Source organism: Actinophytocola glycyrrhizae (assembly GCF_042653545.1).
In the GTDB taxonomy this organism is placed as follows: domain Bacteria; phylum Actinomycetota; class Actinomycetes; order Mycobacteriales; family Pseudonocardiaceae; genus Actinophytocola; species Actinophytocola glycyrrhizae.
Map to the genome: position 1 here is coordinate 538,986 of NZ_JBHSIS010000007.1, position 18,709 is coordinate 557,694.

Annotated in this window: 10 protein-coding genes; 3 read left to right on the top strand and 7 right to left on the bottom strand. The window is 72.7% G+C overall.

Translation table 11 applies throughout. From position 1 onward, the window contains the following. Positions 1 to 37: 37 nt before the first annotated feature. Entirely contained in the window at positions 38 to 556 is a 519-nt protein-coding gene (locus tag ACFPCV_RS18340; protein WP_378057421.1) for a hypothetical protein, read from the top strand. A 232-nt stretch (positions 557 to 788) separates the two neighbouring features. Here the strand turns inward: ACFPCV_RS18340 and ACFPCV_RS18345 are convergent, their stop codons facing one another. Beyond that, the gene (locus ACFPCV_RS18345; RefSeq protein WP_378057422.1) at positions 789 to 1,412 is read right to left on the bottom strand and encodes a dihydrofolate reductase family protein; all 624 of its coding nucleotides are present in this window, start codon (positions 1,410 to 1,412) and stop codon (positions 789 to 791) included. A gap of 74 nt (positions 1,413 to 1,486) precedes the next feature. Here ACFPCV_RS18345 and ACFPCV_RS18350 point away from each other — a divergent pair, with 74 nt between their 5' ends. Next, the gene (locus ACFPCV_RS18350; protein WP_378057423.1) at positions 1,487 to 2,353 is read left to right on the top strand and encodes a LysR family transcriptional regulator; all 867 of its coding nucleotides are present in this window, start codon (positions 1,487 to 1,489) and stop codon (positions 2,351 to 2,353) included. On the opposite strand, the gene ACFPCV_RS18355 is transcribed toward ACFPCV_RS18350, so the two are convergent. The 4 genes from ACFPCV_RS18355 to ACFPCV_RS18370 all read right to left on the bottom strand — a co-directional run bounded on the left by ACFPCV_RS18355 (position 2,346) and on the right by ACFPCV_RS18370 (position 4,917). Then, on the bottom strand, positions 2,346 to 2,498 hold the full coding sequence (locus ACFPCV_RS18355) for a DUF397 domain-containing protein (protein ID WP_378057424.1): 153 nt from the start codon (positions 2,496 to 2,498) through the stop codon (positions 2,346 to 2,348). The two genes, ACFPCV_RS18350 and ACFPCV_RS18355, sit on opposite strands and share 8 nt — an antisense overlap. Further along, positions 2,498 to 2,656, bottom strand: a complete 159-nt coding sequence (locus ACFPCV_RS18360) for a DUF397 domain-containing protein (RefSeq protein WP_378057425.1) — start codon at positions 2,654 to 2,656, stop codon at positions 2,498 to 2,500. Before ACFPCV_RS18360 ends, ACFPCV_RS18355 begins: the two co-directional genes overlap by 1 nt. Continuing rightward, positions 2,653 to 3,486 (bottom strand): helix-turn-helix domain-containing protein, encoded by an 834-nt coding sequence (locus ACFPCV_RS18365; RefSeq protein WP_378057426.1) that lies wholly within the window; start codon positions 3,484 to 3,486, stop codon positions 2,653 to 2,655. The genes ACFPCV_RS18360 and ACFPCV_RS18365 overlap by 4 nt, the downstream gene beginning before the upstream one ends. Before the next feature lie 591 nt (positions 3,487 to 4,077). Continuing rightward, complete coding sequence (locus tag ACFPCV_RS18370; RefSeq protein ID WP_378057427.1) at positions 4,078 to 4,917, bottom strand: alpha/beta hydrolase family protein; 840 nt, start codon at positions 4,915 to 4,917, stop codon at positions 4,078 to 4,080. A gap of 85 nt (positions 4,918 to 5,002) precedes the next feature. On the opposite strand from ACFPCV_RS18370, the gene ACFPCV_RS18375 reads away from it, so the two are divergent. Beyond that, positions 5,003 to 5,557 (top strand): TetR/AcrR family transcriptional regulator, encoded by a 555-nt coding sequence (locus ACFPCV_RS18375; protein ID WP_378057428.1) that lies wholly within the window; start codon positions 5,003 to 5,005, stop codon positions 5,555 to 5,557. A 100-nt stretch (positions 5,558 to 5,657) separates the two neighbouring features. On the opposite strand, the gene ACFPCV_RS18380 is transcribed toward ACFPCV_RS18375, so the two are convergent. Together ACFPCV_RS18380 and ACFPCV_RS18385 are read right to left on the bottom strand one after the other, a co-directional pair. After that, the gene (locus tag ACFPCV_RS18380) at positions 5,658 to 5,822 is read right to left on the bottom strand and encodes a hypothetical protein (RefSeq protein ID WP_378057429.1); all 165 of its coding nucleotides are present in this window, start codon (positions 5,820 to 5,822) and stop codon (positions 5,658 to 5,660) included. A 62-nt stretch (positions 5,823 to 5,884) separates the two neighbouring features. Beyond that, positions 5,885 to 18,661 carry an SDR family NAD(P)-dependent oxidoreductase gene (locus tag ACFPCV_RS18385; RefSeq protein WP_378057430.1) on the bottom strand — a complete coding sequence of 4,259 codons (12,777 nt, stop codon included), beginning with the start codon at positions 18,659 to 18,661 and terminating at the stop codon, positions 5,885 to 5,887. Positions 18,662 to 18,709 lie beyond the last annotated feature (48 nt).

Here is an 18,709-nt window from a genome sequence, read left to right on the forward strand (position 1 = left end):
CCCGGAAGCGTCTTTCATGGCGTTGAGGAGTGGGGCCGTGGGGCGCTTCGGGTCTGTGTTGCTCACCGGGTTCCTCGCGGGCCCTTCCGCCGCCGCGCCGGTCGGGATCGCGTTGCGCCTGCCCCCGTGGGCGACGGTGCTCGCGTTGTCGGCCGGTGCGTGGGCCAGTTTCGTGATCGCGTTGTTCGCGATGGACTGGCTGCGCCGGGTGCGCGCACGCCGCCGGGTGCGGGTTTTCCGGCATCTGCTGCTGGTCCGCCTCGTCCGTCGCCGTCGGCGCCGCCGCCAGGGGGACCCGGAGGAACGCGCGGAGCGCGACGCGGCCAAGCGTGCGGCACGGATGGCGAAGGCCCGGCGGGTGCTGACCCGGTTCGGCCCGGCCGGGTTCGGGATGGTCGGGCCCGCGTTGTTCGGGACGTGGGTGTCCGCGGTGCTGGGTTCCGCGCTGGGACTGGCCCGTCAGCGGCTGCTGGTGTGGCTGGTGGTCGGCGCGACGACGTGGAGCGCGCTGCTGGTGCTGGCCTCGCACACCATGTTCGGCTGGCTGTTCACCTGAGGCGGGCCGGGCGTGCCGCCCTGGCTTTGTGCTGTGAAAGGCGCGTTGACGGCGTGGTTGATGCCCTGAAAGGCGCGTTCAGGGCGCTGGGCGCCCTGAACGGCCCATTGACGGCACTCGACATGCCGTGAACGTGCCTTTCACGGGTGCCCGCCGGGCGGGCGCGGGTGTCATGCCCGGCGACGTGTCCCCAGGCCAGAACCACTCACATGATCTTCACGGAGTCATTCAGCTACGAGTTCAGGACGCGGTAGGTCAGGTGTGTGACCGCGTTCGCCGTGGTTCGCGCCTCCACCTGCTCGAGGTTCAGCGGCGGGACGCCGTCGAACAGGCGGGTGCCCGCGCCGAGCGTGAACGGCACGACGTGCAGCCGGATCTCGTCGATCAGGCCCGCCGCGAGGTACTGGTTGACGGTGGTCGCGCCGCCGTGGATGGAGATGTCGCCGTCCCCGGCGGTTTCGCGCGCGCGTGCCAGTGCCGCCTGGATGCCGTCGGTGACGAAGTGGAACGTGGTGCCGCCGGCCATCGGCTGCGGGTCGCGCGGGTGGTGGGTGAGCACGAAGACCGGGGCGTGGTAGGGCGGGTTGTCGCCCCACCAGCCTTTCCACTGCCGGTCCCACTCGCCGCGCACCGGGCCGAACATGTTGCGGCCCATGATGAACGCCTTGGTGGCGGCCAGCCGGTCGAGCTCGGCACGCATCTCGTCGGGATCTTCCATCCAGCCGTGCAGCCGGTCGCCCCAGCCGTCGCCGCCGTCCGCGCCGAACGGGCGCTGCTCTGTCTGGTCGAGCCCGGCAGCGTACCCGTCGAGCGAGACCGAGAGGTTGCACTTCACCGTGCCCGTAGGTGTCGTCATGGCATCAGCATGGAGCGGCCGACGTATGACGTCCAATGCCGAAACCGTGGACCACGCATCGATAACCTTGATGAATGCTGAGCCTGGTGCACCTCAAGGTCCTGGCCGCGGTCGCCCGGCACGGTTCGGTGACCGAGGCGGCGAAGCAGTTGCACTACTCCCAGCCGTCGGTCAGCCACCACCTGTCCCGGCTGGAAGCCGCCACCGGCGTCAAGCTCGTCCAGCGGATCGGCCGCGGGATCCGGTTGACGCCGGAAGGGGAGCTGCTGGCCAACCGGGCCGCCGAGATCGTGGGCCGGGTCGACGCGGCGACCAACGAGCTGGCGGCGCAGGTCGGGTTGCAGTCGGGGCGGGTCCGGTTGGCCGCCAACGCGTCGACGCTCAGCACGATCGTGCCTGCGGCGGCCGCCGCGCTGGCCGCCGCGCACCCTGGACTCGCCCTGAGCCTGTTCGAGCGGCACCCGGTCGAGGCGTTGCGGATGCTGCGGCACGGCGGGATCGACGTCGCCCTCGTCTTCCGCCACGCCGGTGCCCCACTCGACGACGAGGGCTTCCGCCTCGTCCACATCGGGGACGACTCGATCTACCTGCTCAGCCACCAGCCCGACGACACCCTCGGCAACCACCGGGACTCGGCCTGGATCGGCGGCTGCGCCCGGTGCGAGGCCGAGCTGATCGCCGTGTGCGCGCGCCAGGGCTTCACGCCCCGCATCGTGTCGCACAGCGACGACATCGTTGTCGTGCAAGCCCTCGTCGCGGCGGGCATCGGGGTCGCCACCCAGCCCGGCCTCGCCTTGCGCGCCCACCGCAGGACCGACATCCACGCGACCGAGCTGCCCGGCTTCCGCCGCCAGATCCACGCCGCCACCTACGGCGACCCGCCCGACCCGCCCGCGGTTGCCGCCGTCATGGCCGCACTCGCCGAGGCGGCCCTCACCTGACGTGGATGACGAGGCTCCGCAGCGCGCCCCGGCTCACGGGCATGATCGCGTTGGGGGACTTGCTGTCGCGGAGCGCCTGGAGGTCGCCACGAATCTCCACGCAGTTGCCGTCAGCGGCGGAGCGGCTGGACCTGCGCCAGGTCATCAGCGGCTTCGCAGGGTGGAAACCAGACGAGTCATGGCGACTCGGCCGACCGGCATGACCGTGGTGGGTGACTTGCTGTCGCGGAGTGCCTGGAGGTCGCCGCGAACTTCCACACAGTCGCCGCCCGAACCTGAGCGGCTGGACTTACGCCACGTCATCGAATCTCCTTCACAAGCGATCGCAGCAGCGTTGAGCTTTCCATGCTGGAAAGGGCCAACCGGTTCAACAGTTCGACTCTTGCGGTATAGAGTTTAGCTTGATCATCGAACAGATACACGCCACCTTCGGCGACTTCGACATTCACCACCGGCGACGTGTTCGGGAACGTCATGTAGAGCCAGCTGTGGCTGATCACGCCATACGGCAGGCGCCTCGGGACGATCCGGACTCCGATGCCGCGCTCGCGTGCGCCGACAAGATGCCGCAGTTGCTCGCGGTGAGTGTCTCGACCGCCGAACGGGACATAGAGAGCCGCTTCGTGGATGTAGGCGGTGTAGTCGACGTTGCCGAGGATCCTCTGCCGCCGTTTCCTTGCCACCCAGCGGAGTTGAGCGTCCTCTTCTCGGATTCCGTCCGAGATCATCAGGGCCATTGCGTAGGGCTCGATCTGCAGCAGGCCAGGGATGAGCATGACCGCCCAGTTGGTCAGGCTGTTCGCCTCCGCCGCATAGCTTGCCAGGACGCCCATTTCCTCCGGGACTCCCGGCAGTGGCCGGTCCCACCAGCCCGAGGAGTGGTCGGCACGGGCGTCCTGGATGATCTCCGCCCGTTCGGCCGCCGGGAGCTTGTAGGTGGTCACGATCGTCGCGACCTCTTCGCTGGTGATCTCCCGGATGCCGTTCTCCGTGCGGGAAAGCGTGGAGGGGGACCAGCCCAGCAGCGCCGCTGCCGCTTCCAGCGAGATGTCGGTGCGTTGTCTGCGGATCGCTCGCAGGCGTGCCCGGATGCGTCGGTTGCGTGGTCGTGGTTGCCGTCGGTCGCCGCCCACCGTGTTGTCCCCTTTCCAGTGCGGAAAGGAGACGTTCCTTTCCGTAGGGACATTAGCGGCGTTGTCGCTTGGATTCGGGGCGCCGCAACGGGTTCTTCGCCAGGTTCACCCGGTCGATGTCGTCGAGGCTGGTGATTGGGCTTGTTCGGGTTCCCTGTTTGGTGGTTTGTCCTCGCCGGACGGGCAGGTCTCGGGGTTGGCGGGGGAGCCCTGTGTGGTGGGCTTGCGCCCCCATCGGGGTGCGTAGGCATGCCCCTGCTTCGCAGGGCCCGCTTCGGGGCTGGGCGCTGCGCGCCTGGCTTTTGGTGCTGTGAAAGGCCCATTGACGGCATCCGCGGTGCCGTCAATGGGCCGTTCACGGCGCTCAGCGCCGTCAATGTGCCGTTGACGGCACCGGTTGTGCCGTGAACGTGCCTTTCACGGCGCGACCTGCCCTGCGGGTGTCGGCGCCGTGTTTGCGCTTTGCGGTGCGGATGGCATGTCCCGAAGGCGCTTCCAGCGAGAGGTCGGTGCGCTGCCTGCGGATCGCTCGCAGGCGTACCCCGATGCGTCGTTTGCGTGGTCGTGGTTGCCGTCGATCGCCCGGCGTTCTCACCTGGATTCGAGGCGCCCCAACGGGTCCTCCGGCAGGTTCACCCAGTCGGTGTCGTCGACGCCGAGGGTGTGGCGGAGGTAGGCCGTCGTGACCCGCTGGACCAACGCGACGCGTTCGGGGCTCTCGTCGGTGGTCTCCTTGGCTTCGTAGCCGGGAATCCCGCCGAGGGAGTGTTCCGCGCCGAACACCGTGAGCAGGCTCTTCGCGCCGGGGCTCAGGTGGTACGGGTCGGCCATCCAGTCCGGGCCCCGCACGGTCAACGGTGAGTCGTCCTTGTCGCCCGCCACCACCAGCGCGGGTGTGGTCATGTGCGTGAAGTCCGGGTTCATGAAAGGGAAGTGCTCGGCGGCGAACGGGGACAGGTCGTCGCCGCCCCGGCCCGCCGTCGCCAGCAGCACGCCCGCCGCCACGCGCGGGTCGGACAGGTCCTCGCCGTCGACCCGCAGGCCCAGCAGGTTGCCCGCCGTCTGACCGCCGAACGAGTGGCCCGCCGCGGCGACGCGGGTCCGGTCGACACGGCCCGCCAGACCGGGTACCGCCGCTTCCAGGAACGCCAGCTCGTCCAGGACGCGCTTCACGTCCGACACGCGGTCGCGCCAGGTGTCCGGCGTGTAGGCGTCCACGGTCCGTGAGTCGCCGTGCGTGGGCTGGACGACCACGAAACCGTGCGCGGCCCAGAAGTCGGTCAGCGGGCCGTAGCCCTCGAGTGACGAGCCGAAACCGTGCGAGAACACGACGACCGGCAGGTCGCGGCCACTCGCGGGCGCCGAGATCCGGACCCGCAGGTCCGAGTCCGGCAGCACCACCGGCTTCACCGATACGACAGATTCGCTCATGTCGCGCCCTCCTGGCACAATAAACGGTACATCGTCCCGTTTGACGATACGGGACAGTGTCCCGTTTAGCCAGGGAGGGGGCAGGGTGCGGGCCAAACGCGCGGACGCCAGGCGCAACGAGGAGAACCTCCTCGACGCGGCCGCCGCGGTCTTCGTCGAGTCGGGGGTGGAGGCGCCGATCCGCGACATCGCGGCGAAGGCCGGCGTCGGGACGGCGACGATCTACCGCCACTTCCCGACGCGGGCGGACCTGATCGTGGCCGTCTACCGGCACCAGGTCGAGTCGCTGGCCGCGGCCGGTCCCGACCTGCTGGCGGACAGCCCGGCGCCCTACGCCGCGCTGGCGCGGTGGGTCGACCTCTTCGTGGACTTCGTGGTCACCAAACAGGGACTCGCGACCGTGCTGCAGTCCGGCGACCCCTGCTACGACCCGCTGCACGCGTACTTCCTGGAGCGGCTCGAACCGGTGTGCGCCCGGCTGCTCGACGCCGCGGCCGAGGCGGGGGAGATCCGGTCCGGACAGGACGCCTACGAACTGATGCGCGGCGTCGGCGGCCTGTGCGCTGGTGGCGGCAAGCCCCGCTACGACGCACGCCACATGGTCGGGCTGCTCGTGGCCGGACTGCGGGTGGCGGACTGAGGGTGTGCCACGTCGGCCGCAGGGTGAGCACCATCGCCACCACCACCCCGGCCACCAGCAGCCAGAGCCCGGCGCCGGTTCCCTCCTCGAACCCCTTTGGTCAGTCCTCGGACCGGGGTGGGCGAAGGGATTCGGCGTGGCCGACCACCTCCGCCACGATCGCCCAGACGCCGCTCGTCAGGAACGCCGCACCGGCGACCGTGGCCACACCGGACACCCGCCGGAGGCCCGGTGCCGCGGACCCGTGCCCCCGGTACTCGTTCATGTACCGATTCCAGCACCGGCCCCCGGCACGGGTCCCGCGTGGCACGAAGCCGCAGCCGCCGGTCAGGCCACGTCGCCCAGTTCGTCGTCCAGCAGGTCGAACAGGTCGTCGGCCGTGATCTCGTCCAGGTCGTCCTTGTCCGGTTCCTGTTCCTGTGTGACTTCCGACTTGTCGCGCCACTTGGTGAGCAGGCGTTGCAGTGACGCGGCGATGTCGGTGTCGGTGTCGGTGTCGATCTCCTCCAGCGCCGTCTCCAGCTTGGCGATCGTGTCGACCACCGTGCGGAGGCGTTGCCTGGCCTGGCTGCCGCCCACTTCCGAGAGCAGGTGTGTCACCAGTGCCTGCGGGGTCGGGTAGTCGAACGTGAGCGTGGCGGGCAGCCGCAGGCCCGTCGCCGTGTTGAGGCGGTTGCGCAGCTCGACCGCGGTGAGCGAGTCGAAGCCCAGCTGCTTGAACTGCTGGTCCGCCGCGATCGTGTCCGGGGTGCCGTGTGCCAGCACCGTCGCCACGTTCGTGCGCACCAGGTCCAGCAGCAGCGTGCGCTGCTCCTCCTCCGTGCGGCCGGAAAGCTGCTGCGCCAGCGGGATCACCGCCGTCTTGGCCTGGCGGCGGGCCTTGACGAACGACCGCAGCGGCGGCGCCACGTTCGGTGCCGTGCGCAGTGCCCGCTGGTCCAGCTTGACCGGCACCAGGTGCGGTTCGCCGGACCGGCACGCCGCGTCGAACAGCGCGAGGCCCTCCTCGACGGTGTGCGCGTGCACCCCGCCGCGGTTGATGCGGGCCAGGTCCGCGGACGAGAGGTGGCTGGTCATCGCGCTGTCCTGCGCCCACAGGCCCCACGACAGCGACACCGCGGGCAGCCCGGCCGCGTGCCTCTGCACGGCCAGGCCGTCCAGGTAGGCGTTCGCCGCCGCGTAGTTCGCCTGGCCCGCCGTGCCGAGGATGCTCGTCGCCGACGAGAACAGGACGAACAGTTCGACGGTGTCCCGGTCACCGGTCAGCTCGTGCAGGTTCCTGGCCGCGTCCACCTTCGGGCGCAGCACCGCCTCCACCTGTTCCGGTGTCAGCGAGTCGATGGTGGCGTCGTCGACGACACCAGCCGCGTGGATCACGCCGACCAGGTTCGGGATGCCGTCCAGCAACGCCTTGAGGGCGTCGCGGTCGGCCGCGTCGCACGCCACGATGTCGACACCGAGTTCGGCCGCCAGCTCCGCGGCACCCGGTGCCGCCGGGCCCCGGCGCGAGGTCAGCACCAGGTGCTTCGCGCCGTGCTCGGTGATCAGGTGACGGGCCAGTGCCGCGCTCAGCGCACCGGTGCCGCCGGTGATCAGGACCGTGCCGTCCGGGTCGAACAGGCGTCCCTCCGCTGTGGACGTGGCCTTGGCCAGCCTCGGCACCAGCACCGCGCCGTCCCGGACCGCCACCTGCGGCTCGCCGGACGCGAGTGCCGCCTCGATGTCGTCCACGTCCGTGTCGATCAGGGTGAACCGGTCCGGCTGCTCGGTCTGCGCCGACCGGACCAGGCCCCACACCGCGGCACCCGCGAGGTTCTCGCCGGTCGTCGCGCCGCGGGTCACCACGGCCAGCCGGTCGTCGGCGTGCCGCAGCGCGGACAGCGTCTGGTGCACCGCCGCACGAACGTCGTCGGTCTCGACGTGCAGCACGTCGGTGTCGGCGGAACCGGCCGCCGGGCCAGCGGGCACCCAGTCCAGGCGGTACAGCGACTCCGGCCCGCTGCTCAGCGCGTCCGCGCTGACCGGCCGCGCGACCAGCGTCGCCACGCTCGCCACCGGCACACCCGTGCGGTCGGCCAGCGCCAGCGCGTACGCGTCCTGCCCGGTCTTCGTGATCCGCACCCGCAGCGCCGCCGGGCTCTCGCCGGTGATCCGCACCCCGTTCCAGCTGAACGGCAACACCACCTGCCGGTCGTCCCGCTCCGGCACGAACATCGCGTGCAGCGCGGCGTCGAGCAACGCGGGGTGGATGCCGTACTTGTCCTGGCGCAGCCCCTCCGGCAGCGACACCTCGGCGAACAGGTCGTCCCCGCGCTGCCACACCGCGGTCAGGCCCTGGAACGCAGGCCCGTAGTCGACGCCGAGGTCCGCGATCCGGTCGTACACGTCGTCGACCGGCACCTGGGTCGCGTCCGAGGGCGGCCACTCGCCGGTCCACTCGGGACCGTCGTCGGCGGTGGCGAGCAGGCCGCTCGCGTTCTGCGTCCACGAGTCGTCGGCGCCCTCGCGCCGCGAGTGGATCCGCACGCTCCGCTGCCCGGCCTCGTCCGGCTCACCGACCTCGACCTGGACGTGCACCGCGTCGGCCTCGGTCAGCACCAGCGGCGCGTGCAGTGTCAGCTCCTCGACGACGTCGAGCCCGGTGTGCTCCGCGGCCCGGCGCGCCAGCTCGACCAGCGCGGCACCCGGCACCAGCGTCGTGCCGAACACGACGTGGTCGGCGAGCCACGGGTGGTCGCGCAGCGACAGCCTGCCGGTCAGCACGACCCGCTCCGAGTCGGCGAGGCCGAGCGCGGCACCCAGCAGCGGGTGACCGGTCGCGCCGAGCCCGAGCCCGGTCGCGCTGCCCGCCGACTCCTGCGTGATCAGCCAGTACCGCTCGTGCTGGAACGCGTAGGTCGGCAGGTCGACCCGGCCCGCACCCGCGAACAGCACCGGCAGGTCGACCCGCACGCCACGCGTGTGCAGCGTGCCGAGCGCCTCGACGACCGTGCGGACCTCGTCGCGGCCGCGCCGCGCCGTCGGCACGAAGTCGGCCGCATCGCTGCCGCCCATCGCGGTGAGCACCGCGTCCGGCCCGGCCTCGACGAAGGTGCGGACCCCGGCTGCTTCGAGGGTGGCGATGTTGTCGGCGAAGCGGACGGTGCCACGGACGTGCCGCACCCAGTACTCGGGGTCGGTCGGTTCGGCACCGATGATCGGGATGGTCGGCTCGTGGTAGGTCACGCTCGACGCGACCGCACGGAACTCGTCGAGCATCGGGTCCATCAGCGGCGAGTGGAACGCGTGGGACACCGTGAGCCGCTTGGTCTTGCGGTCCGCGAACTGCGCGGCGATGGCTTCCGCGGCGTCCGCGTCACCGGAGATCACGACCGACCGTGGCCCGTTGATGGCCGCGATCCCGACCGCCTCGGTCAGGTGCGGGGTGACCTCCTCCTCGGTGGCCTGGATGGCGATCATCGAGCCACCACGAGGAAGGGCCTGCATCAACCGTCCCCGTGCGGCCACGACCGTGCACGCGTCCTCCAGCGACCACACCCCAGCCACGTGCGCGGCGGCCAGCTCACCGATCGAGTGCCCGGCCAGGTAGTCCGGCTTCACACCCCACGACTCCAGCAACCGGTACAGCGCCACCTCGAACGCGAACAGGGCGGGCTGGGTGTTCCCGGTTTCGTCGAGACCCTCACCGGTGGTGATCACCGACCGGATGTCGGCCTCGAAGTGGGCGCAGACGTCGTCGAACGCGTCGGCGAACACGGGGAACGCCTCGTACAGCTCCCGTCCCATCCCGGCCCGCTGCGCGCCCTGGCCGGTGAACAGCACCGCCAGCCTGCCGGTCCGCACCACGTTCGCCGTCACGTCGGCCAGGCCGCGCAACAGCTCGTCGCGGTCCGTCCCGTACACGACGGCGCGGTGGTCGAACCCGACCCTGGTCTCCACGAGTGACCGGCCGACGTCGGCGATCCGCAGCGACGGCCGTTCCTCCACGAAGGACTTCAGTCGGGTCGCCTGGTCCAGCAACGCCTGCTCGGTGCGCGCGGACAGCACCCACGGCACGACCGGCGGCCCGTCCGACGGCTCGGCCACCGGCTCCGCCGGTGCCTCCTCGACGATCACGTGCGCGTTCGTGCCGCTCACACCGAACGACGACACCCCGGCGCGGCGCGGCCGTCCGTTGGGCTCCCACGGCACCGGCTCGGTCAGCAGCTCGACGTCGCCCGCCGACCAGTCGATCTTCTGGCTCGGCTCGTCGACGTGCAACGTCCTGGGCAGCAGGCCGTTGCGCATGGCCAGCACCATCTTGATGACGCCGCCGACCCCGGCCGCGGCCTGTGTGTGCCCGATGTTGGACTTCAGCGACCCCAGCCACAGCGGCCGGTCGCGGTCCTGCCCGTAGGTCGCCAGCAGTGCCTGCGCCTCGATCGGGTCACCCAGCGACGTGCCGGTCCCGTGCGCCTCCACCACGTCCACATCGGACGGCGTGAGACCGGAACCCGCCAGCGCGGACCGGATCACCCGTTGCTGCGAAGGGCCGTTCGGTGCGGTCAGCCCGTTGGACGCACCGTCCTGGTTGACCGCGGAGCCACGCAGCAGCGCCAGCACCGGGTGCCCGTTGCGGCGCGCGTCCGAGAGCCGTTCCACGACCAGCACCCCGACGCCCTCCGCCCACGCGGTGCCGTCGGCTTCGTCGGAGAACGCCTTGCAGCGGCCGTCCTTCGCGAGACCGCGTTGCCGCGAGAACTCCACGAACAACCCGGGCGTCGCCATCACCGTGACACCACCGGCGAGCGCGAGCGTGCACTCACCGGACCGCAGCGCCTGCGCCGCCAGGTGCAGTGCCACCAGCGACGACGAGCAGGCGGTGTCGATCGTGACCGCCGGGCCCTCGAAGCCGAGCGAGTACGCGACGCGGCCGGAGGCGACGCTGCCCGCGGTCCCGGTGCCCCAGAACCCTTCGACACCGTCGGGCACCGCGCTCGACCGGGCCGCGTAGTCGTGCGTCATCAGGCCGGTGAACACGCCGGTGGCCGTACCGCGCAGCGTGGCCGGGTCGAGGCCGCCGCGTTCGAGCGCCTCCCAGCAGGTCTCCAGGAACACCCGCTGCTGCGGGTCCATGGCGAGTGCCTCGCGGGGGCTGATGCCGAAGAACTCCGCGTCGAACCCGGCGGCGTCGAGCAGGAACCCGCCCTGGTCGACGTAGCTGGTGCCGGGGGTGTCGGGGTCCGGGTCGAACAGGTTCGCGAGGTCCCAGCCGCGGTCGGCGGGGAAGGGCGTCACGCCGTCCGCGCCCGCCGTCAGCATCGCCCACAGCTCGTCCGGTGTGGACACCCCGCCCGGGTAGCGGCAGGCCATGCCGACGATCGCGATCGGCTCGTCGCTCGCCCGCGCGGGTGCGGCGGCCGCCTGCTGTTCCTGGCCGCTGTCACCCAGCTCGGCGAGCAGGAACCCGACGAGCGCCTCCGGTGTCGGGTAGTCGAACGTGAGCGTGGCGGGCAGCCGCAGACCGGTCGCGGTGTTGAGCCGGTTGCGCAGCTCGACCGCGGTGAGCGAGTCGAAACCCAGCTGCTTGAACGCGTTCGTCGCGGTCACCGCGTCCGGGTCCGGCAGCGCCAGCACCGACGACACCTGCGTGCGCACGACGTCCAGCAGGAACGTCCGCCGCTCCTCGTCGGTGCGCCCGGCGAGCTGCTGCGCCAGCGCGGAACCGGACTGGCCGCTGCTCCTGCGCTTGCGCGGCACCTTCACCATGGCGTGCAGCGGCGGCGGCGCGCCGGTCGCGGTGCGCAGCGCCGCCTGGTCCAGTGTCACCGGGACGAGGTGCGGTGCTCCGCTGCGGCAGGCCGCGTCGAACAGGGCCAGGCCGTCGGCAACGGAGTGCGGAAGGACACCGCCCCGGTTGAGCCGTGCGCGGTCGGCTTCGGTCAGGTTCGCCGTCATCGCGCTGTCCTGCGCCCACAGACCCCACGACAGCGCGGTCGCTGGCTTGCCCTGGGCGTGCCGGTGCGCGGCGAGCCCGTCGAGGAACGCGTTCGCGGCGGCGTAGTTCGCCTGCCCCGCAGTGCCCAGCACGCTCGCCACTGACGAGAACAGGACGAACAGCTCGACCTCACCCGCCAGCTCGTGCAGGTGCCACGCGGCGTCGACCTTCGGCCGCAGCACCGCGTCCACCCGCTCCGGGGTGAGCGACTCCAGGATGCCGTCGTCGAGGACACCGGCCGCGTGGACCACCCCCACCAGGTGCGGGATGGTCGCGAGCAGCGCGGCGATGGCGACGCGGTCGGCCGCGTCGCACGCGGCGATCGTCACCTCGGCGCCGAGCGCGGCCAGCTCGTCGCGCAGCTCGGGCGCGCCGGGCGTGTCGAGGCCGCGGCGGGAGGTCAGCACGAGGTGCCGTGCGCCGTGTTCGGTGATCAGGTGCCGGGCCAGCGCGCCACCCAGCGCACCGGTACCGCCCGTGAGCAGGACGGTGCCGGCCAGGTCGAACAGCCGGGTGTCCGATGTGGACGTCTCGGTCCTCGTGAGGCGGGGGACGGTCAGCGCGCCGTCGCGGACCGCGACCTGCGGCTCGCCCGAGGCGATGGCCGCCTCGACCAGGTCACCGGCGGACTCGACCAGCACGAACCGGTCCGGGTGCTCGGTCTGCGCCGACCGGACGAGGCCCCAGACCGCGGCGCCCGCGAGGTCACCCGGCCGCGTGACCACGGCGAGCCGGTCGGTGCCGGTGAGCGCCTCCTGCAGCGCGGCCAGCGCGGCGAGCACGGCGTCCTTCGGGTCGGCGCCGGACTCGACCAGGTGGACCGGGACGGTGTCCCGTTCGGCCGGGGTGGGCACCGTGACCCAGTCGGTCGTGTACAGCGCGGCCACCGGGGTCGCGGCGCCGCCGATCTGGTCGGTCGACACCGGCCGCAGCGCGACCGACTCGGCGTCCAGCACCGGGTTGCCCTCGCCGTCGGTCGCGCTGACGCGGACGGCGTTCGTGCCGGACGGCACGAGACGCACCCGCAGGACCGTCGCGCCGGAGCGGTGCACCCGCACCCCGCGCCACGAGAACGGCAGCCACGCCTGTGCCTGCCGCTCCGCTCCGTCGCCGCTGTCCAGGTGCAGCACCACGGGGTGCAGAGCCGCGTCGAGCAGCGCGGGGTGCACGCCGAACCGGGCGGCGCCGGTCTGCTCCTCCTCGCGCAGCGTCACCTGCGCGTACAGCTCGTCACCGACGCGCCACACGTCCTGCACGCCCTGGAACGCCGGGCCGTAGGTGAAGCCGCGGGAGAGCAGCCAGTCGTAGAAGTCGCCAACCGCGGCGGGTTCCGCACCCACCGGCGGCCACTCGGTGTCCACCGCGGCAGGCGCGGCAGGCACCTCGTCGCTGAGGACACCCGCCGCGTGGCAGGTCCACTCGCCCTCGGCGGTGTTGCTGTCCGCAGGCCTCGAGTACACCTCGACCGTGCGGCGGCCGTGCTCGTCCGGCCTGCCGGTCCACACCTGCAGGTCCACCGGCTTGTCGTGGGTGAGGGTCAGCGGCGCCTGGAGCGTCAGCTCCTCGATGGCGGCGTGCCCGGTGTGCTCGGCGGCGCGGCCTGCCAGCTCCACGAACGCGGTGCCGGGCAACAGGACCGTGTCGAGCACGGCGTGGTCGGCGAGCCACGGCTGCGCCTGCAGCGACAGCCGCCAGGTCAGCACGAGCCGGTCGGAGTCGGCGACCCCGAGCATCGCGCCGAGCAGCGGGTGACCGGTCGCGGTGAGCCCGGCGGCGCCGAGGTCGCCGAGGTCGGCCGGGCGCAGCCAGTACGAGCGGCGCTGGAACGCGTAGGTGGGCAGCTCGACCACCCCTGCGCCGGGGAAGAACGCCGCACTGTCCACAGTGGTCACGGTGGCGATGCGGCCGAACGCGTCGGCGACGGTCCGCAGCTCGTCCCGCCCGCCCCGCAGCAGCGGGATCGCCCCGTCGGTCATCGCGCTCAGCACCGCGTCCGGCCCGGCCTCGACGAAGGTGCGGACGCCGGCGGCTTCGAGGGTGGCGATGTTGTCGGCGAAGCGGACGGTGCCGCGGACGTGGCGCACCCAGTACTCGGGGTCGGTGGGTTCGGCACCCACGATCTGGATCGTCGGCTCGTGGTAGGTGACGCTCGCCGCGACGGCCCGGAACTCGTCGAGCATCGGGTCCATGAGCGGCGAGTGGAACGCGTGGGAGACCGTGAGCTGCTTGGTCTTGCGGCCCTGCGCGATGAACGCGGCGGCGATGCCCTGCGCGGCCGCCTCGTCACCGGAGATGACGAGCGAGTCGGGACCGTTGATGGCCGCGATCCCCACGGCGTCGGTGAGGTGCGGGGTGACCTCGTCCTCGGTGGCCTGGATGGCGATCATGGCGCCGCCACGGGGGAGCGCCTGCATCAGGCGGCCACGCGCGGCGACGACGGTGCACGCGTCCTCAAGCGACCACACCCCGGCGACGTGCGCGGCGGCCAGCTCACCGATCGAGTGGCCCGCCAGGTAGTCGGGCCTGACGCCCCACGACTCCAGCAACCGGTACAGCGCGACCTCGATCGCGAACAGGGCGGGCTGGGTGTTGCCGGTGTCGTCGAGCCCGTCGCCCGAGGTGATCACGTCCCGCAGGTCCTGGCCGAAGTGGGACAGCACCTCGTCGAACGCCGCCGCGAACACCGGGAACGACTCGTACAGCCGCTGTCCCATCGCGGCCCGCTGCGCGCCCTGGCCGGTGAACAGCACGGCCAGCTTGCCCGAGGTGCCGGTGAACGGCGTCCCGGTCGTGAGACCCACCAGCAGGTCGTCGCGGTCCGCGCCGGTCACCACCATCCGGTGGTCGAACCGTGCCCTCGTGTCGAGCAGCGACCGCCCGACCTCCTCGGGCCGCAACCACGGCCGTGCCTCCACGAAGGACTTGAGGCGCAGCGCCTGGTCCCGCAGCGCCTGTTCGGTCCGCGCCGTCAGCACCCACGGCACCACCGGCGGCCCGGCCTCGGGCACCGGCAGGGGCGTCGCGGGCGCCTCCTCGATGACTACGTGCGCGTTGGTGCCGCTCATCCCGAACGACGACACCCCGGCCCGCCGCACCACGTCACCGGCACGCCACTGCGCCGGCTCGGTCAGCAGCGTCATCGCGCCCGCCGACCAGTTCACCTTCGACGTCGGCTCCCCGACGTGCAGTGTCCTCGGCAGCATCTCGTTGCGCAGCGCCATCACCATCTTGATGACGCCGCCGACCCCGGCCGCGGCCTGCGCGTGGCCGATGTTGGACTTCAGCGACCCCAGCCACAGCGGCCGGTCGCGGTCCTGCCCGTAGGTCGCCAGCAGTGCCTGCGCCTCGATCGGGTCACCCAGCATGGTGCCGGTGCCGTGCGCCTCGACCGCGTCCACTTCGGACGGTGCGACACCGGCGTTGGCGAGCGCCTGCCGGATCACCCGCTGCTGCGCGGGCCCGTTCGGTGCGGTCAGCCCGTTGGACGCGCCGTCCTGGTTGATCGCGGTGCCACGCAGCACGGCCAGCACCGGGTGCCCGTTGCGCCGCGCGTCGGACAGCCGCTCGACGACCAGCATGCCGGCGCCCTCGGACCAGCCGGTGCCGTCGGCGTCGTCGGAGAACGCCTTGCACCGCCCGTCCGGCGACAGCCCGCCCTGGCGGGAGAACTCGGTGAACGTCTCCGGCCCGGACATCACGGTCACGCCACCGGCGATCGCGAGCGAGCACTCGCCGGACCGCAGCGCCTGCACCGCGAGGTGCAGCGACACCAGCGACGACGAGCACGCCGTGTCCACGGTCATCGCGGGGCCCTCGAGCCCGAGCACGTACGCGATCCGGCCGGAGGCCACGCTGCTCGCGATGCCGGTGATGAGGAAGCCCTCGACCCCGTCCTCCTCGGCGTGCCCGCCCCGGCCGTAGTGCTGCACGGGAACACCCGCGAACACGCCGGTGTCGGTGCCGCGCAACCTGGTCGGGTCGATGCCCGCGCGTTCGAGGGCCTCCCACGAGGTCTCCAGCAGCAGCCGCTGCTGCGGGTCCATGGCCAGCGCCTCACGGGGGCTGATGCCGAAGAACTCCGCGTCGAAGTCGGCCGCGTCGTGCAGGAACCCGCCGTACCGCGCGCTGATCGTGCCCGGCCCGTCGCCGTCGAACAGCGAGGCCAGGTCCCAGCCGCGGTTGGTCGGGAACTGCGACACCGCGTCGACACCGTCGACGACGAGCTGCCACAGCTCGTCCGGGGACGTGACGCCACCCGGGTAGCGGCAGCCCATGCCGACGATCGCGATCGGGTCGTCGTACCGGGCCGTGACGGCGGTCGCCGCCGGTGCGGCCGCGGTGCCCGCGCCCAGCTCGGACAGCAGGTGCTCGACCAGCGTGTCCGGGGTCGGGTAGTCGAAGATCAGGGTGGCGGGCAGGTCGAGACCGGTGGCGGCGCACAGCCTGCCGCGCAGCTGCACCGCGGCGATCGAGTCGAAACCCAGCTGCCGGAACGGGGTCTCGGCGTCCAGGGCGGCCGGCGCCTGGCTGTCGAGGACGGCGATCGTCTCCGTGTGCACCAGTTCCAGCACGGCCTGCGCGCGGTCCGCGACGGGCAGCGCCAGCAGGCGTTCCTTCAGCGCGGCGAGCGTCGCCTCCGCGCCGGGCGCGTTCAGCATGGCGGTCGAGCCGGTGGCCAGCTCGTTGCGGCGCGCGGCGACGACACTCGGCGCGCCCGCGGCCAGTGCCAGGTCGAACATCGCGGTGCGGCGTGCCTCCGGCAGCGTCAGGAACCCCGTCGGGGACCACGTGATCGCGGCCGACGGCAGGCCGAGCACCGCGCGGTGGCGGGCCAGCGCGTCGGCGAACGCGGTCGCCGGGGTGTCGTAGCCGGTGGTCAGCAGCACGAACGCGGTGAGGTCGCGCGCGAGGGTCTGCTCGTGCGCGAACTGCGCCACCTCGGGTGCCGGATCGGTGCACACCACGGTCGTGACGTCGGCGCGGCCGGCGAGCACCGCGGCCAGCGCGGCGGGGTCCTCGGCGGTGACGACGCTCGTGCCGTGCGCCTCGGTGAGGTGCCGCACCAGCGTCTCGTCGGCCTTGCCGACCAGCACCGCGGCGCCACCGAGCGCGGGGCCCGCGGTCGCCGCGGTCACCGGGGTGAAACGGGGCCGCAGCAGGGCCTCCGACCGGATCGCGACCTCGTCGTGCCCGGAGGCCACGGCGCCGCGCAGCGCGCGCGGGGTGATCGCGTCGGCGTCGACGAGCGCGATGCGGCACGGGTAGCGCTTCTGGATCTCGCGTGCGTGCGCCCACGCGGCCGCCAGCCCCGGCTCGGGGGAGTAGCCACCGGCGTGCACGGCGCCCCTGGTCAGCAGGACGAGCCGGGTCACGGCGACCCGCTCGTCGGCGAGGAACGCACGGGGTTCGCCAGGCGGCATGCCATCGGCGTCCAGCTCGACGCACGCGACGTCCGGCGCGGCCCGGCCTGCGGCGACCGCCTCGGCCAGCGTGAGCAGGTCGGGGTAGGCGTCGGCGAACGCCTCGGTGTCGTTCGCGAGGTGACCGGGCCCGACCAGGACCCAGTCGCCCGGCTCGCCGTCGACCGTGTTCGCGACCGGTTCCCAGTCCAGCGCGAAGAGCTCGTCGGTGACCGTGGTCGCGAGCAGCCGGGCAGGCGTGTCGAGCAGCCGGTGCCGCGCGACCGCGCCCGCCGCCGTGCGCGGGATGGCCCGCACCGCGAACACCTCGACCGGCACCGCCGCCGCGGGCAGCTGCGCACGGCACGCGGCGATGAGGCTCGCCGGGTCCGGGTCGCCGACGACGAACGCGACCGCGGTCGCGCCGAGGTCGTCGTCCGGTCGCCCGGCCACAGCGGCGTCGGTCACGCCGTCGACCGTGCGCAGCACGGCCTCGGTCCGCTCCGGGCGCACCCGTTCGTCGCCGACCACGATGACGTCGGCGAGCCTGCCGGTGACCGTGAGGTAGCCGGACTCGTCGCGGCGGGCCAGGTCACCGGTGCGGTACCAGCCGGTGCGCAGCACGGCCGCGGTCGCGTCGGGGAGGTTGTGGTAGCCGCCCGCCATCACGTTCGGGCCGCTGACCCACAGCTCGCCCTCCTGGCCGGTGCCCATGTCGGTGCCGGTCAGCGGGTCGACGATGCGCACGCTCAGGCCGGGCACCGGCAGGCAGCGCGCGGCGTGGGTGTCCTCGCCGCGCGGCCACGTCAGCGCGACCGGGCCGCAGGTCTCGGTGGTGGTGTAGACGTCGAGCAGCGGCGCGGAGAACGCCGAGGCGAACTCGGCGCGCAGGTCGGCGTCGCTCGCCGCGCCGACCGCGAGACCGGCCCGCAGGTCCGGCGCCTCGGCGGCCAGGAGCGCACGCAGGACCGAAGGGGTGCCCGCGACGAGCGTGCTGTCCGCGAGTGCCGTCCCCATGTCCTCGGCGCCCGCGAACCGCACCGACGCGCCGACCGCGATCGTGGCGAGCACGGCGAGGTGGTGTGCCAGCCCGTCGTGCACCGGGAGCGGCCACAGCAGCCGGTCCTCCTCGGACAGGCCGACCACGGGCGCGTACGCGGCGGCCGCCGACCACAACGCGTTGCGCTGGGTGGACAGCACGCCCTTGCGCGGCCCGGTGGTGCCCGCCGTGTAGACCAGGAACGCCAGGTCGTCCAGCGCGAGGTCGTCGTTGGGCGGCGAACCGGGCTCGGTGGTGGCCAGCTCCTCGTACGACGCGGTGCCCTCGGCGTCACCGCGGACGATCACGTTGAGTGGCGCGGGGTCCAGCGCGGCGACCCGGTGTGCGTGCGCGGCGTCGGCGATCACCGTGTCGGCGCCGCTGTCCGCGATGAGCCTGGCCAGCTCCGCGTCGTCGGTCGCCGGGTCGAGCGGCACCGCGATCGCGCCCGCCCTGCAGGCCGCCACGATGCTCTCGGCGGCTGTCACGCCGTCGGCGAGCACGGCGACGCGGTCCGACGGCCACACGCCAAGGTCCGCGAGGTGGCCCGCGATCCGTGCGGTGCGCGTCGCGAGATCGGCGTGCGTCACCGCGCGCCCGGCGTCGGCGAACGCGACCCGTTCGCCGTACCGGTTCGCGTTCTCGCGCAGCAGCTCGGGAAGGGGCCGGAGCAGTTCGGTACGCGGCATGTCAGAAGCCTCGCTAGAAGTAGTTGGTACCAAGGCTCATGCTGGCCC